This is a genomic window from Ectothiorhodospira sp. BSL-9, assembly GCF_001632845.1.
GTDB lineage: Bacteria > Pseudomonadota > Gammaproteobacteria > Ectothiorhodospirales > Ectothiorhodospiraceae > Ectothiorhodospira.
The window spans coordinates 2,373,381-2,388,635 of record NZ_CP011994.1 but is presented as its reverse complement, the minus strand read 5'-3'; the positions used below and the strand labels follow the sequence as shown (position 1 = coordinate 2,388,635).

At 64.0% G+C, this 15,255-nt stretch carries 13 protein-coding genes; 8 read left to right on the top strand and 5 right to left on the bottom strand.

Going from position 1 to position 15,255, the window contains the following annotated elements; genetic code table 11:
• Nucleotides 1-111: 111 nt before the first annotated feature.
• Complete coding sequence (locus ECTOBSL9_RS11165) at nt 112-1,101, top strand: SLAC1 anion channel family protein (protein WP_063465121.1); 990 nt, start codon at nt 112-114, stop codon at nt 1,099-1,101.
• Here ECTOBSL9_RS11165 and ECTOBSL9_RS11160 read toward each other — a convergent pair.
• The 5 genes from ECTOBSL9_RS11160 to ECTOBSL9_RS11140 all read right to left on the bottom strand — a co-directional run bounded on the left by ECTOBSL9_RS11160 (nt 1,073) and on the right by ECTOBSL9_RS11140 (nt 9,235).
• Complete coding sequence (locus ECTOBSL9_RS11160) at nt 1,073-4,201, bottom strand: efflux RND transporter permease subunit (protein ID WP_063466155.1); 3,129 nt, start codon at nt 4,199-4,201, stop codon at nt 1,073-1,075. The two genes, ECTOBSL9_RS11165 and ECTOBSL9_RS11160, sit on opposite strands and share 29 nt — an antisense overlap.
• Nucleotides 4,198-5,250, bottom strand: coding sequence for an efflux RND transporter periplasmic adaptor subunit (locus ECTOBSL9_RS11155; protein WP_063466154.1), 1,053 nt, complete (start codon nt 5,248-5,250; stop codon nt 4,198-4,200). Before ECTOBSL9_RS11155 ends, ECTOBSL9_RS11160 begins: the two co-directional genes overlap by 4 nt.
• 137 nt (nt 5,251-5,387) lie before the next feature.
• The gene (ahpF, locus tag ECTOBSL9_RS11150) at nt 5,388-6,944 is read right to left on the bottom strand and encodes an alkyl hydroperoxide reductase subunit F (RefSeq protein WP_063465120.1); all 1,557 of its coding nucleotides are present in this window, start codon (nt 6,942-6,944) and stop codon (nt 5,388-5,390) included.
• A 94-nt stretch (nt 6,945-7,038) separates the two neighbouring features.
• Nucleotides 7,039-7,602 carry an alkyl hydroperoxide reductase subunit C gene (gene ahpC / locus ECTOBSL9_RS11145; RefSeq protein ID WP_063465119.1) on the bottom strand — a complete coding sequence of 188 codons (564 nt, stop codon included), beginning with the start codon at nt 7,600-7,602 and terminating at the stop codon, nt 7,039-7,041.
• A gap of 118 nt (nt 7,603-7,720) precedes the next feature.
• Entirely contained in the window at nt 7,721-9,235 is a 1,515-nt protein-coding gene (locus ECTOBSL9_RS11140) for a hypothetical protein (protein ID WP_063465118.1), read from the bottom strand.
• A 179-nt stretch (nt 9,236-9,414) separates the two neighbouring features.
• On the opposite strand from ECTOBSL9_RS11140, the gene ECTOBSL9_RS11135 reads away from it, so the two are divergent.
• From ECTOBSL9_RS11135 to ECTOBSL9_RS11105, 7 genes are all read left to right on the top strand, one after another.
• The gene (locus tag ECTOBSL9_RS11135; protein WP_063465117.1) at nt 9,415-9,699 is read left to right on the top strand and encodes a 2Fe-2S iron-sulfur cluster binding domain-containing protein; all 285 of its coding nucleotides are present in this window, start codon (nt 9,415-9,417) and stop codon (nt 9,697-9,699) included.
• A 27-nt stretch (nt 9,700-9,726) separates the two neighbouring features.
• Nucleotides 9,727-10,083, top strand: coding sequence for a 2Fe-2S iron-sulfur cluster-binding protein (locus ECTOBSL9_RS11130; RefSeq protein WP_063465116.1), 357 nt, complete (start codon nt 9,727-9,729; stop codon nt 10,081-10,083).
• 325 nt (nt 10,084-10,408) lie between these two features.
• On the top strand, nt 10,409-10,855 hold the full coding sequence (locus ECTOBSL9_RS11125; RefSeq protein ID WP_063465115.1) for a DVU3141 family protein: 447 nt from the start codon (nt 10,409-10,411) through the stop codon (nt 10,853-10,855).
• Nucleotides 10,852-12,594, top strand: a complete 1,743-nt coding sequence (locus ECTOBSL9_RS11120; protein ID WP_082829882.1) for a polysaccharide biosynthesis/export family protein — start codon at nt 10,852-10,854, stop codon at nt 12,592-12,594. Before ECTOBSL9_RS11125 ends, ECTOBSL9_RS11120 begins: the two co-directional genes overlap by 4 nt.
• The gene (locus ECTOBSL9_RS11115; protein ID WP_063465114.1) at nt 12,594-13,373 is read left to right on the top strand and encodes an ABC transporter permease; all 780 of its coding nucleotides are present in this window, start codon (nt 12,594-12,596) and stop codon (nt 13,371-13,373) included. Before ECTOBSL9_RS11120 ends, ECTOBSL9_RS11115 begins: the two co-directional genes overlap by 1 nt.
• Nucleotides 13,370-14,110 (top strand): ABC transporter ATP-binding protein, encoded by a 741-nt coding sequence (locus ECTOBSL9_RS11110; protein WP_063465113.1) that lies wholly within the window; start codon nt 13,370-13,372, stop codon nt 14,108-14,110. Before ECTOBSL9_RS11115 ends, ECTOBSL9_RS11110 begins: the two co-directional genes overlap by 4 nt.
• On the top strand, nt 14,107-15,192 hold the full coding sequence (locus ECTOBSL9_RS11105; RefSeq protein ID WP_063465112.1) for a hypothetical protein: 1,086 nt from the start codon (nt 14,107-14,109) through the stop codon (nt 15,190-15,192). Before ECTOBSL9_RS11110 ends, ECTOBSL9_RS11105 begins: the two co-directional genes overlap by 4 nt.
• Nucleotides 15,193-15,255 lie beyond the last annotated feature (63 nt).

Sequence of the window (15,255 nt, the reverse complement as noted above, 5' to 3'; positions counted from 1 at the left end):
GTTTACGGGGTAACAATTTGTCTATCAGCATCTTCTTATTTATAGTGCTGGAGGAAATATAGGCCCGACATCATCCACCCGGGCCACCGATGCCAACAGGAGCCCCGCGCCATGGAATCCCCTTCCAGCCAAACCACTGAAGCACCCGGCCCCAGCCACTGGCTGATGCATGTGCCCATCCCCCTGTTCGCCATGGTGATGGGCATCACCGGACTGGGGCTGGCCTGGCGCAAGGCCCATGAGGTACTGGGACTGCCGGCCATCATCGGCGAGGGGCTGCTGATCCTGGGGGCGGCCATCTTCGTGAGCATCACCCTGCTCTACCTCACCAAGGCCATGCGGCATTTCGGCGAGGTGGTGGCGGAATTCAGGCACCCCATCCGCGTGAACTTTTTCCCCACCTTCAGCATTTCGCTGCTGCTGCTGGGCATCGCGGCGCTGGATCACTGGCCAGCACTCTCCCTGGTGCTCTGGGCCGTGGGCACCACCCTGCATTTCATGGCCACGGTCTACCTGCTGGGGCGCTGGATCACGCAGTCCCACGAGATCAACATGATCAATCCCGCCTGGTTCATCCCGGTGGTGGGTAACCTGCTGGTGCCAGTAGGAGGCGTGCCCCTGGGCTTTGTGGAGACCTCCTGGTTCTTCTTCTCCATCGGCATGATCTTCTGGATCATCCTGTTCACCATCGTCTTCTACCGCATCGTCTTCCACAATCCACTGCCGGCCAAGTTCCTGCCCACCCTGTTCATCCTCATCGCCCCACCCGCCGTGGGCATGATCGGCTACATGGGGCTGATGGGCCATGAGGTGGACATGCTGGTGAGGATGCTGGTGTATGTGGGCCTGTTCATCACGGTGCTCAACGTGAGCCTGACGCCGCAGTTCCTCAAGGTGCCCTTCTTCGTCTCCTGGTGGGCCTACACCTTCCCGCTGGCGGCCATGTCCATCGCCACCCTGACGTATCTGGACGCAATGCGAGGCATCGGGCTCACCCTGGTGGCCGGAGCGGTGCTGACCCTGACCACCTTCGTGATCCTGGCGGTACTGGTGAGGACGACGATGGCACTGGTCACCGGGAAGTTGTTTGTGCCCGATTGAGGAGGCGCGCCGCACCCCCCAGGATCAGATACAGACACGGCACCACAAACAACGTCAGCAACATGGACACCAGCAGCCCCCCGATCACCGTCAGGGCCAGGGGCTGCATGATCTCCGTGCCTGAGCCCATGCCGGTGGCCAGCGGCGTCATGCCCAGCACGGTGGTCGAGGTGGTCATCAGGATGGGCCGCAGACGCACGCCGCCGGCGCGCACCACCGCCCGGGCCAGACCCAGGCCCTGCACCCGCCGGCCGATCTCGATGTACTCCACCAACAGGATGGCGTTGTTCACCACGATGCCGATGAGCAGCACCACACCGATCATCACCGGCGCCGACAGGGGCGTCTGCGTGAGCCACAGTATGCTCACCACCCCCACCAGCGACAGGGGCGCTGCCGACAGGATCACCAGCGGGTTGCTCAGGCGCTCGTACTGCACCGCCAGCACCACAAACACCAGAAACACCGCCAGCAGCACCACGGTCAGCAACTCCCGCTGGGTTTCCTGGATGGTCTCCCACTGGCCCGAGAAGATCAGGCTGTAGTCATCTGGCAGCTCCAGATCCGCCAGACGTTCCTCCACCTGGGCCATGATGGTGCCGGTGTCCGCCACCGCCGTGTTGATGTCCCCATTCACGCGGGCGATGCGGCTCTGGTTTTCCCGCTCGATATGGGCCGGCCCCTCGCCCAGTTCAAACCGGGCCACGTCCCGCAGGAGCACCGGCTCACCCCCCTGACGGAACAGCAGCATGCCCCCCAGCGCCTCGGTATCGGCCACCCTCTCCCGGGGCAGACGCACGCGCACATCGTACTCCTGGTTCTGGGTGAGAAAACGGGTGGGCACGGCTCCGTCCACCGCGTCGCGGATGGCCCCGCCCACTTCCGAAACCCGCAATCCCAGGTCCGCCGCCCGCTCCCGATCAACGATGATCCGTAGCAGCGGGCTGCGGTCCTCGCGACCCACTTCCACGCCTTCAAGGCCGTCGATCCCCTCCAGTCGCGCACTCACCTCCCGGGCCAGGCGCTGCAGCTGATCCAGGTCCTCGCCGACAATGCCGATGGACAGATCCTCATCCCCTGCGCCAAGGCGCAGCCCGGGGATGGAGGGCGGACGCACACTGATCCGTGCCCCCGGCAGGTCCAGTTCATCCAGGGCATCCTGGGCCTGGGAAACCCATCGACCAGCGGGCATGTCGGGGCGCGCGCCGGCCGGGGTGAGTTGCACCCGCAGGTTGGCGGTGCCGGGCCGCTCGTTGATGATGCCCCCGCTCAGATGCCCCCCCACCATGCTGAACACCGTTTCCACATGGGGCAGATCCTGCAGACGCTGCTCGATCTGGCGCACAGCGGCGTCGGTCTCCTGGGGCGGTGTGCCCGGGGGTAGCACCATGCGCACACTCACGTTGCCATCATCCACCTGCGGCAGAAACTCGGTGCCCAGTTGCGTGGACGCCAGCCAGGCCCCCACCAGGGCCATGCCGGCCAGCCCCACCACGGCCCAGCGCCAACGCAACACTCGTGGCAGGATGCGTCGATAGCCACGTCGCAGGTGCCCGATGCCTCGATTGAAGGCCTGCAGGGGACGGCTGTGCTCCAGTCCACTGGAGAAACGCACCTCACCCAGCAGGGCCGCCAGCATCGGCACCAGAGTCAGGGCGGCCGCCAGGGTGGCGATGATGGCAAAGGCAATGGTGAGAATCAGATCCCGGAAGATCAGCGCCGCGATGCCGGTGATGAGCAGGAAGGGGAGCACCGCCGCCAGGTTGGTGAGGGTGGAGGCGGTCATGGCCGAGACCACCTCGCGGGAGCCATCCAGGGCCGAGTCCCGGGACGACTTGCCCAGCTGCTCCCGATGCCGGTAGATGTTCTCCAGCATGACGATGGCGTTGTCCACCAGCAGCCCCACCCCCAGGGCCAGCCCACCCAGGCTGATGATGTTGAGGGTGAGGCCGCTGGCCCCCATCAAGGCAAACGCCGCCATGATGGCAATGGGAATGGACAACCCGATCACGAATCCCTTGCGCAGGCTCCCCAGGAACAGCAGCACCATGAGCATGGCCAGCACCCCGCCCAGGATGGCCGCCGTGGCCACACTGCCGATGGCACCGCGGATGAAGAAGGCCGGATCGGTCGTCGCCTGATAGGCGATGTCCTCGGGGATGTAACCTGAACGCTCCAGGCGCGCCAGGGTGGCCTGCACCTGATCCACCACCTCCACCGTGTTGGCCTCGGGCAGCTTGAACACGGAGATCTGCGCCGCTGGCGTGCCATTGAGGCGCACAAACAGTCGTTGCGCCCGATGTCCGTCCCGCACCTGGGCCACATCCGACAGGCGGATACGCTGACCGGTGTCCCCCGGCAAATCGATGAGGACGTTCTCGATATCCGCCACCGAGGTGAACAGCCCATCCGTCTTGGCCATCACATCAAAACTCTCACCGGTCACCCAGCCGGCGGCGATATCCACGTTCTCCGCCTCCAGGGTGTCGATGAGATCCTTCATGGTCAGGCCATAGGATCGCAGCCGTGCCTGGTCGACGATCACCTCCATCTCCCGCACCATGCCCCCGGCGGCCTCCACGCCGGACACCCCATGAATGGCCAGCAGCTGGGGTGCCAGGCGATTATCCACCCAGTCGCGCACCTCCACCTCAGAGCGCACCGTGGAACTGAAGCCTGCCTGCCAGACCGGGTCCTGGGAGGGATCGAACTTGTACAGTCGGGGGGGTTCGATATCGGGCGGCAACTGGGTGCGGGCCAGTTCCAGATACCGGGAGGCATCCTGCAGCGCCAGATCCAGGTTGGTGCCGTACTCGAACAACAGGTTGACGTTGGTGCGCCCCTCCGAGGCCCGGCTGTAGATGCGGGTGAGGTTTTCGGTGGCCGCCAGGTTGCGCTCCAGCACCCGGGTGACCTGCTCCTCCATCACCTCCGGGGCCACGCCCGGGTGGTTCACCGTCACGCGAATATGGGGATATTCAATGGTGGGCAACAGGTCGATGGGCAGCCGATCCACGAAGAACAGGCCCAGCACAAACACCACCGAGGCCAGGGCCAGGGTGCCGATGGGCCGGCGGATGGACAGGTGGGACAGATTCATCCCCGCCACCCGACGATCCGCACACGGGCACCGTCACTCATGTCGATGGGATTGGTGGCCAGGATCACATCGCCATCCTCCAGGCCCTTCAGCACCTCGGTCCACTGCCCCCGGCTCACACCGGTTTCGATGGTGCGACGCTCCAGGCGCTCATCGCGTATCAGATACACATAGCGCGCATCGCCATCCTCACCGATGGCCGCCGCCGGGACGGCCAGGGCCTCGGGGCGGGCATCCACCCGGGTGGCAATGCGGCCGAGAAAACCGGGGCGCACACCTCGCCCGGTGGCATCCGAGGGCAGCGCCACCTCCACGGTCACCAACCGACTACCAGGCTGGGCCATGGGGAAGATGCGGCGGATACGCCCCTCCAGGGTCTCATCGGGCAGGGCATCCAGGGTGATGGGCAGGCTCTGGCCCACCTCCAGGTGCACCACGTCCATCTCGGAGACGCCGGGGCGCATGACCAGCTCATCCATGGCCGCCAGCTCGAACAGGGTGTCCTGGGCCTCCACCGCCTCGCCAGGTTCCACGAAGCGGTCGGTGATCACGGCATCCAGGGGGGCCATCACCCGACCGTAGGCGATGCGGGTCTCCCAGAGCTGACGCTGGCTGCGATTGATCTGCAGGGCCACCCGAGCCCGCTGGAAATCGGCATCACTGACCACGCCCTCGCCGCGCAGTTGCTGGCTGCGGTTGTATTCCAGCTGGGCCTCTTCTTCCTGGGCCCGGGCCCGGGCCAGCTCGGCCCGGTGTTCGGACAGGTCCAGCTCCAGCAGCAGATCGCCCCGGTCCACCCGGTCGCCCGCCTCCACGTGCACCTGGTCGATGGTGCCCTGGGTGCGACTCGCCAGGCGGATGACCACCCGGGGTTCGATGGTGGCGGAAAGGGTGAGGCTACGGGACAGATCCCGCGTCCGGACCTCGGCGGCGGCCACGGGGGCGCGGCGTTCGGCCTCTTGGGTGTTGTCTCCCTGATTCGTTTCACCGCAGGCGGTGAGCCAGAGGATAGCGGCGAGAAGGGGAAGGATCAGAGGGGGTATGGACATGGAGGCATTGGGGACGGGTACCATGAAATTCATGGTACCCGTCCCCGATCAGAAAAAAAGGGGACAGACACCTTTTCCCAACCCCTCTCCCCTCTGGGGGGAGGGGTTGGGGTGAGGGGAAAGGGGCCAATTATCCCTCAGTGCCGAATCAAATGATCAAAGGCCCCCAGCGCGGCCCGGGCGCCCTCGCCCACCGCGATCACGATCTGCTTGTAGGGCACCGTGGTCACATCACCTGCTGCAAACACGCCTGAGATCGACGTCATGCCATGGGCATCAGTGACGATCTCGCCGCGACCGCTGAGCTCCACACCCGACTCCCGCAGCCACTCGGTGTTGGGCACCAGGCCGATCTGCACGAAGATCCCTTCCAGATCAATGCGCTTGATCTCGTCGGTATCCCGATCCTTGTAGGTCAGGCCATTCACCTTGTTGCCATCCCCGTTCACCTCGGTGCTCTGGGCGTGGGTGATGATGTCCACGTTGGGCAGGCTTCTGAGCTTCTTCTGCAGCACCGCATCGGCCCGCAGTTCCGTCATGAACTCCACCAGGGTCACATGGGCCACCACGCCGGCCAGATCGATGGCCGCTTCCACGCCGGAGTTGCCACCGCCGATCACCGCCACGCGCTTGCCCTTGTACAGGGGGCCGTCACAGTGGGGGCAATAGGCCACACCCTTGTTACGATACTCCTGCTCGCCGGGCACATTCATCTCCCGCCAGCGGGCGCCGGTGGCCAGCACCAGGGTCTTGCTCTTGAGACGGGCGCCGGACTCGAACTCCACCTCATGTAACCCATTCTCCCCCTGGGCAGGCACCAGCTTCACGGCCCGCTGCAGGTTCATGATGTCCACGTCGTATTCCTTCACGTGCTCTTCCAGGGCCGCGGCCAGCTTGGGGCCCTCGGTGTGCGGCACGGAGATGAAGTTCTCGATGGACATGGTGTCCAGCACCTGCCCACCGAAACGCTCCGCCGCCACGCCGGTACGGATGCCCTTGCGCGCCGCGTAGATGGCCGACGAGGCCCCGGCGGGGCCACCGCCCACCACCAGCACGTCGAAGGCGGACATGGCATTGAGCTTTTCCGCATCGCGGGCGGAGGCATTGGTATCCACCTTGGCCAGGATCTGTTCCAGGGTCATGCGGCCCTGATCAAAGGGCTGGCCATTGAGGTAAACGCTGGGCACGGACATGATCTCCCGCGCTTCCACCTCGTCCTGGAACAGGGCCCCGTCGATGGCCACGTGACGAATGTTTGGGTTGAGCAGGGCCATCACGTTCAGGGACTGGACCACGTCCGGGCAGTTCTGGCAGGACAGGGAGTAATAGGTCTCGAAGTGCAACTCGCCTTCCAGGGCACGGATCTGCCCCACCACTTCTTCGCTGGCCTTGGGCGGGTGGCCACCCACTTGCAGCAGGGCCAGCACCAGGGAGGTGAACTCATGCCCCATGGGAATACCGGCGAAGACAATGCCGGTGTCCTCGCCCGGTCGATTGATGGCAAAGGAGGGGGCGCGACCATCCTGGCCATCGGTGCGCAGGGTGATCTTGTCGGTGAGACTGGTAACATCCTCCAGCAACCCCTTTAGTTCCCGTGACTTGTCGCCATCATTCAGGGTGGCAACAATCTCCAGGGGCTGGCTCACCTTTTCCAGGTAGGCTTTCAGTTGTGTCTTGAGATTTGCGTCCAGCATGCCGGTGATACCTCAGTAATGGTGTCCAAACAAAAGCGCCCGGGCGAGTGATCACCCGGGCGCCGGATCCTGCAATCTGCAGTGGGGGCGTTGTTTAGATCTTGCCCACCAGATCCAGGGACGGAGCCAGGGTCTTCTCACCTTCCTTCCACTTGGCCGGGCACACTTCGTTGGGGTGCGCGGCCACGTACTGGGCAGCCTTCACCTTGCGCAGCAGTTCTTCGGCGTTGCGACCGATGTTGCCGGCGTTGATCTCCATGATCTGGATGCGACCTTCAGGATCGATCACGAAGGTGCCACGTTCGGCCAGACCGGCTTCCTCGATCAGCACCTCGAAGTTGCGGGAGATCGTCAGGGTCGGGTCGGCCAGCATGGGGTACTGCAGCTTGTTGATGGTCTCGGAGCTGTCATGCCAGGCCTTGTGGGTGAAGTGGGTGTCGGTGGACACGCTGTAGATCTCCACGCCCAGCTTCTTGAATTCTTCATAGTTGTCGGCCAGATCACCCAGCTCGGTGGGGCACACGAAGGTGAAGTCGGCGGGGTAGAAGAAGAATACCGACCACTGACCCTTGAGGCTTTCCTCGCTCACCTGCACGAACTCGCCATTGTGGTAGGCGGTGGCATTGAACGGCTTGACTTCGGTATTGATCAGGGACATGGATTGAGCTCCTTGGTTGCTAGGGTTTGCACTGCGATTTCGAGTTAGACGCATTCTAATCTTGCAGCGCAGCGGAGTGCAATCGGTTGTTTCGATTCTCCTGATAGTTTTTCGCTATCTACTTCAGCGCGTCCTTCATCCCCTTCGGCCAGGAGAAGGAACGATTCCCCCCCTTACCCTTGGCCTGCCCCCCAAGCTCCCTACCCTTCTCGGTCAACTCCAGCTCGCCCTCAGCGGACCGGGCCAGATAACCCCGCTCTTCCATCATTTCCAGGAACTGCGGCGTCTTCATCTTCAATGAGGCGGCAATACGGGAAGATGGCAAGGACTCACCGGAAGCCTTCGCATCCGCCCTGGTCTCGGGTGCTTCGGGGCTGGCCACCTTGACGGCCTCCACTGGAGCCTCGGTCGGCGCTGGCTTGGCCGGGGTTGCATCTGCCTCCTGAGCCTTAACGGGCTCATCAGGGGACGCCGCCTTGGCAGGGCTCGCGGCCTTTTTCTGGGTAACCTTCTTCCTGGGTGTCCTGGTCTGGGTGGCCTTGGTGCCCTTGGCCCCGGCGGCCTTGCCTGTCCTGGACCGGCTACCGCGCCCCTTGCCCTTCTTCGCAGGTGCCGGAGCGTCCTCGGCTGGCGGCACTTCGCTGGCTCCATCTTCGGGCTGCATGTCCTTCGCGGGCTCGGGCTCCGGCGGAGACTCCGCGGCAGGCTCGGACTCAGGCGACAATTCCGGTTCGCTCTCCGGGACTGGCCCATCCCAGGCCTCCTCGCCCTCGGGGGCCATCTCATCCAGGCTGCGCGGCAGCTCATCCAGCGGCATGAAATCATCCAGCGCATCGGGCAGACCATGGCGCTTGAGGATGCGATTTTGATCCATCCCGGACTCGGACAAGTCCAGCTCCAGCCCCAGACGTTCGGAGTAGTTGGCCGGCTCGAACTCATGCAGATCCAGGATCAATTTGGCCGCCTTCTCCATGGTGGCCTTGCTCACCCGGTTCAGCCCTGTCTGGATCACGTTGAGCGGGCCGTAGGTAAGGGTGAACTTCATCTTCGTCTTCTCGTAATGACGGATGAAGTCGGTGATCTTCATCACCCGGTCTTCCCAGCGAGTGGGGTTCTCGATGATCACCTCATCCTCGTCCGACAGCACCACGCACACCTCCACCGGGTGGGCCAGACGCATGCCCAGGCGCTTGGGCCAGCGCTCCCGATCCAGGATGCGTTCCAGCTTGGAGGCCTTGTCGAAAAGCTCCTGAAAGGCGGCGCGCACGCCCACCCACTCGTCGCTCTCCGGGGAACGAATGAACGCCTCACCCAGCCGGTTCACCTTGACCGACTCCGCTCCCATGAAACCGGAGTCCACCAGGGTGATCTGCAGACTGCGGTTGATGAGCAGATGATCGATTTCCACCACCTCGTCGCCCAGCGGCAGACGCAGGTCATGCAGGACCACCACATCCTCCAGAGGCTCCGCCAGGTGCAGGTTCACGGTTTCCGCAAACATGCGTTGGGAATCCATCAAATAGAGTCGCAGGATCAGCGGGTCGATCTCCCCCGCATGCTCCGGGTAGGCCTCCTTCAACTGTTCCAGTTCGAACAGATGAGGGGATCGATCATCCGGTTGCTTCATCAACATGCAAGACTCCTTAACCCACGTCGCGGTGTCCGAAACCCCACAAAGGGTCGGATTTATCACAGGACATTAAAATATTTTCCACACCTAATCAATCACTTATCAATTCCAATTTCGGCACGCCTCTTGCAGCAAAGGCCCGCGCGACACACAAATCAACCAAGACTCGAGGAGAGCAAGCCGTGGCAAGAGCCAAACTGACCTTCAAAGACATCAATCTCACCGTGAACGCCCCCGTGGGCGCCCGCGTCATCGACATCTCCGAAAAGGTGGGCACAGGCATCATCTATGGTTGCCGCGAAGGCGACTGCGGCACCTGCATGATGCAGGTGGAGGAAGGCTGGAACAATCTGACCGAACCCTCGGTGGTGGAGCATAAGGCCCTCCAGGAGAACAACGCGGGCCGCCACCAGCGTCTGGCCTGCCAGGCCCAACTCCTAGGCGACGTCACTGTTCGTCCCGCCTGATCCTGCCCTATTCCGGAGATCACTATCATGCCCAACATCACTTTTTCGCATCCTGACTACAAAGACAAGACCGTATACGCGGTGGCCGGCAGCCACACGGAAACCATCCTCAAGATCGCCCGCGAGAACAAGCTGCCCATCCAGTTCGATTGCCAGGACGGCGAATGCGGCACCTGCCTGGTGCGCGTGACCCACCTGGGCAAGGGCAAGCCCAAGGGCGGCCCCCTCACCGTGAAGGAACAGACCGTGCTCCAGGAACTGGGCAAGCTCACGGCCGAAGAGATCGAGCAGATGTCCGTGGACGATTTCCCACCCAGCTGGCGCCTGGCCTGCCAGATGATCGTGCGGGATGAGGACCTGCTGGTGGAGTACGGGGTGAGCTGATCGGCACCCTGTGGGAGCAGGCCTGCCCGCGAAGGGTTCTGGCACCTGCGCGGCTGACGCCGCGATTCGCGGGCAGGGCCCGCTCCCACAAGGGGCCCTTCCTCTAGGGTCCCCTTCCTCTAGGGTCCCCTTCCTCTACGGTACCCTCCATCACCCCCCCTCCAGGACCGGCAGCACGGCTGCCCCGTTCAAATCCCTGCCCTGCCGAGTTACACTGCGCGGCTACACCATTGAATTCCCCAATGGATATCGGGTCATACACAACCCGGCCTCCACGGCTCCAACGGCCAGCGCAGTGAACACTCAAAGGACACAACACCTCACCATGGGCCCTGCTCATTTCCGGACACCGCTCGCCGGCCTGGCCGGCGCCTGCCTGGTGGTGATCCTCACCGCCTGCGGCAGCGTACCCACACAGCACGACAACGGCAGCTGGCAGCCGGGCGACGCCCGAAGCGGCGAACCCACGCTGCCGGAGCGCCTGGACACCTTCTTGAACGAACAACCCGCCGGCGCCACCGTGATGCTCGAACACAGCCCCTGGGGACGGGATGTCCATGTGATGGCCCACGCCCCCTACCATGCTGCCAGCGGGCGCACCTGCCGATCCCTGTCCGTCGAGACCCGACGAGGCACCGAACCCGCCCTGGTCTGCCAGGCCGGCAACGGCCACTGGGAAGAGGTCCGCGTGCTCAGCCACATGGGCCGCGCCATGCCGCTTCAACCCGCCGCCCTTTCCGATCATGGGCCCGTTCGAGACATCACCCCATGAGCTCCAGGCAACACGCATCAAGCCACCGGCGCACCATCACCCGTCCGGCCCGTCCGGTGATCTGGCTGCTCATCGCCCTGCTGGCCCTGTGGCTGCCCCCCTCAGCCGGTTACGCCCTGGGCATCAGCGACCCCGGCGACATCCCCCGGGCTGACCCGCGCCAACCCATCCCCGACACCCTGGAACCCCCCATGGGCGCCGACTGGCGCAGCGGCACCTATGGCCCGGTGGCCCACCAGATCCCTCCGGACCAGGAGATCCTGCCGTTTGGCGCTCACCTGTTCAAAGGCGGCTTTCGGGGCACCCGCTCCTCCGGGTTGAGCCCCGACTACCAGATCCTGCCCGGCGACCAGGTCACCCTGCGGGTATGGGGCGCGGTGGAGATCGAGCGGGTGCTGCCGGTGGATGCCCAGGGCAACCTCTTCATCCCCTTCGTGGGCCCGGTGCATGTACAGGGCCTCAGTCATGATCAGCTGGACAACCGGGTACGCGGCGCCGTCAATTCCGTGTTCACCGATAATGTGGAGGTCTACACCAACCTGCAGGGCACGCAGCCCGTGGCCGTCTTCGTCACGGGTCGGGTGGAGAATCCCGGTCGCTATGCCGGCAGCCCCCATGACTCCCTGCTCTATTTCCTGGATCAGGCCTCCGGCATCGACCAGGAGACCGGCAGCTACCGCCGGGTACGCATCCAGCGCGATGGCGAGACCATTGCCCGCGCGGACCTGTACGACTTCCTGCTCACCGGCAATATCCCCCATGTCCAGTTCAAGGAAGGCGACACCATCGTGGTGGAACGCCGCGGCCCCAGCGTCACCGTGGGCGGCGATGTGGCCCGCGCCTACCGCTTCGAACTGGATCAGGACACCCTCAACGGCGAAGGCGTTCTGGACCTGGCCCAGCATCGGCCCGGTGCCTCGCACGTGCTGGTACGCGGCGTGCGCGATGACGGCCCCCACTCCGCCTACCTCTCCCTGAGCGACTTTGCCAGCGTCCGGCTCAACGATGGCGACCAGATCATCTTCTCGGAAGACCAGCGCAAGGATGTCATCGTGGTGGAGATCGAGGGCAGCTATCAGGGTCCCTCACGCTTCGCGGTGCCCAAGGATGCCCGGCTCAAGGAGTTGCTGGACAGCATCGCTGTCAACCCGGACATGACCGATGTGCAATCGGTATCCATCCGCCGCGAGAGCGTGGCCCAGCGCCAGCGCCAGTCCCTGGAAGAGAGCCTGCGCCGGCTGGAACAGGCCTACCTGGGCGCCTCTTCGGCCACGGCCGAAGAGGCGCAGATCCGCGCCCGCGAGGCGGAACTGATCCAGAACTTCGTGACCCGAGCCCGCCAGGTGGAGCCCACCGGCCGCATGGTGGTGGCCCGCGACGACCGTATCGCCAACATCCGCTTGCAGGATGGCGATGTGATCACCATCCCCGAACGGGCCGACTCCCTGCTGATCAGCGGCGAGGTGCTGGTACCTCAGGCCATGATCTTCGTCTCCGGCGACACGGTGCGTGACTACATCGAACGGGCCGGTGGCTTCAGCCGGCAGGCCGATGAACGCAACATCCTGGTGGTGCGCGCCAACGGCGAGGTGCGCGACGCCCGCCAGGTCACCCTGCGCGCCGGCGACGAGATTCTGGTCCTGCCCGAAGTGCCCACCAAGAACCTGCAACTGGCCGCCACCCTCACGCAGATCCTTTATCAGATCGCCGTGGCCACCCGGGTGATCGTGGATCTTTGATGCGCAACTCCCTGCAGGTTACCTGGAGCGTCTGGCGGGCCCTGTTCCTGCGCGAGGCAGTGGCGAGGACCACGGGGGATCGGTTTGCGTGGTTCTGGATGCTGGCGGAGCCGGTGCTGTTCGTCATGATCATGGTGGCTGTGCGCGAACTGCTGGGCCGCATCCGGTTGATCGTTGGCGCAGAGTTCGTACCGTGGCTGATCGTTGGGTTGACCGCATTTTTCTTGTTCCGCGAAGGAGTCCTGCGGGGGATGGGGGCCATCGAGGCCAATCGGTCGCTGTTCGCCTACCGCCAGGTTCATCCCGTCGACCCGGTGCTGGTACGCGGTGTGGTGGAGGGGATCATGCGTACCCTGGTGCTCTTCATCCTCATGTTCGGTGCCACCCTGCTGGGTTACGACATCATCCCCGCCGATCCCCTCACTGCCATGGTCGCCTGGGTATCCCTGTGGCTGCTGGGCGCGGGGGCCGGCCTGGTGGTGTCGGTGGTGGCCAACCTGGTTTATGAGGTGGGCATCATCATTCGCATGATGATGCTGCCCATGCTGATCCTCTCCGGGGTCATCATCCCCCTGCAGACCCTTCCTTATCAGGTACAGCAGTACCTGCTGTACAACCCGGTGGTCCACGGCCTGGAGACCCTGCGCCTGGCCTTCTTCGAGGGCTACAAATCACTCAGCGGTGTGGACTTCGCCTACCTGTGGTACTGGATCATCGGCTGCTTCGTGCTGGGGCTGGCCCTGCACCTGCGTTTTTCCCAGAGACTCAAGGCTCAATGATCACCGTCGAACACGTCTACAAGCGTTATCACAACCACCACGGCAGCGACTGGGTGCTGCGGGATATCGACCTGCATATTCCCAAGGGCGTGAGCGTGGGGTTGGTGGGCTGCAACGGGGCCGGCAAATCCACCCTGCTCAGACTCATCGGCGGCATGGACAGCCCCGATCGAGGACGCATCCTGAGACAGTGCCGTGTGTCCTGGCCCATCGGCCTGCGCGGTGGTTTTCAGAACAACATGACCGGACGCCAGAACGTCAAGTTCGTTGCCCGCATCCACGGCAATGAGCGCTCCATTGATGACGTGATCCGCTTCGTTGAGGACTTCGCCGAGATCGGCGAAGCCTTCGACGAACCGGTGAAGACCTACTCCAGCGGCATGCGCAGCCGCCTGGGCTTCGGCCTTTCCCTGGCCTTCGACTTCGACGTCTACCTCTCCGACGAAGCCACCGCCGTGGGCGACAAGGCCTTCAAGGACAAGGCCAAAAAAGCCTTCAAGGACAAGGTGGGTCAGGCCAGCCTGATCATGGTGTCCCACAGCGAGGGCATCCTCAAGGATCTCTGCCAGGCCGGTATCTGGCTGGATCGGGGCCAGGCCTTCTGGTTCGACGACGTCAACGAGGCCATCCAGGCCTACCACGACAGTCTCGAGAAGAAGAAACAACCACGTTCCGCGAGCCCCAGGAAGAGCGGCGACACCGGCCAGGCAACGCAGGCAACATCACAGACCTCATGAAAAAACTCATCACCACCCACCCCTACTGGCCCATCGCCCTGGTCCTCATCCTGGGCGCGACGATCTACTGGTCGTTGATCGCCACCGATCGCTACGTCTCCCAGAGCAACGTGGTGCTGCAAAGCGCCCAGATCGCGCCGCCCACCATGACCTTCGCCTCCCTGCTCACCGGCGGTGGCGAGATGGCCGACATGCTGCTTCTGAAGGATCACCTCATGTCGGTGGACATGATGCAAAAGCTGGACGAGGCCTTCGACCTGCGCAGCCACTATGCCAGCCGTGAGATCGACCGGTTCTCCCGCCTGTCCCGCGCCGACGTCCCCACGGAAACCCTGCACCGCTATTACCAGCGCCGCGTGACCATCGATGTGGACGAATACGCCCAGATCCTGCGCATCAAGGTGGGCGCCTACGACCCCGACCTGGCCCAGGCCATGGTCAGAAAGCTCATGCGCGAAGGTGAGGCCCACATGAACGCCATGGGCCAGCGCCTGGCCGAGGAACAGGTGCGGTTCATCGAAATACAGGTGCAGGAGTTGCAGCGCCGCCTGGAAACCGCCCGGGACAACCTGCTGGCCTTCCAGAACGAACATGGCCTCATCTCCCCCACCGGTACGGTGGAAAGCCTGAGCGCCGTGGTGGCCTCCCTGGAAGGCGAGCTGGCCAAGCTCAGCGCACGCTATCGGGCCCTGAGCGACACCCAGAGCCCCAGCTCTGCCGAACGGGTGCGGGCGCGCAACGAGATCCGCGCCATCCAGGAACAGATCGGCCTGGAACGCAACCGCATGGCCACCCGGGCCGGCGATGCCCTCAACCGCCTCTCCGCAGAATTCCAGACCCTGGAACTGCAGGTGGAGTTTGCCCGGGAGATGTACGCCAACGCCCTGGCCTCCCTGGAAAACACCCGCGTGGAAGCCGCACGCACCCTCAAGCAGGTCTCGGTGCTGCAGGAACCCACCTACCCCCAATACCCCAACGAGCCACGGCGGGTGTACAACATCACCGTGTTCACCATCCTCACCCTGCTCGGCGCCCTCATCGTCCACATGTTCGCGGCCATCATCCGTGACCACCGGGACTGATGAGACACCCCAATGCAAAAAAAGGGGACAGACCCCTTTTTGCTTCTTGGCAAAAAGGGGTCT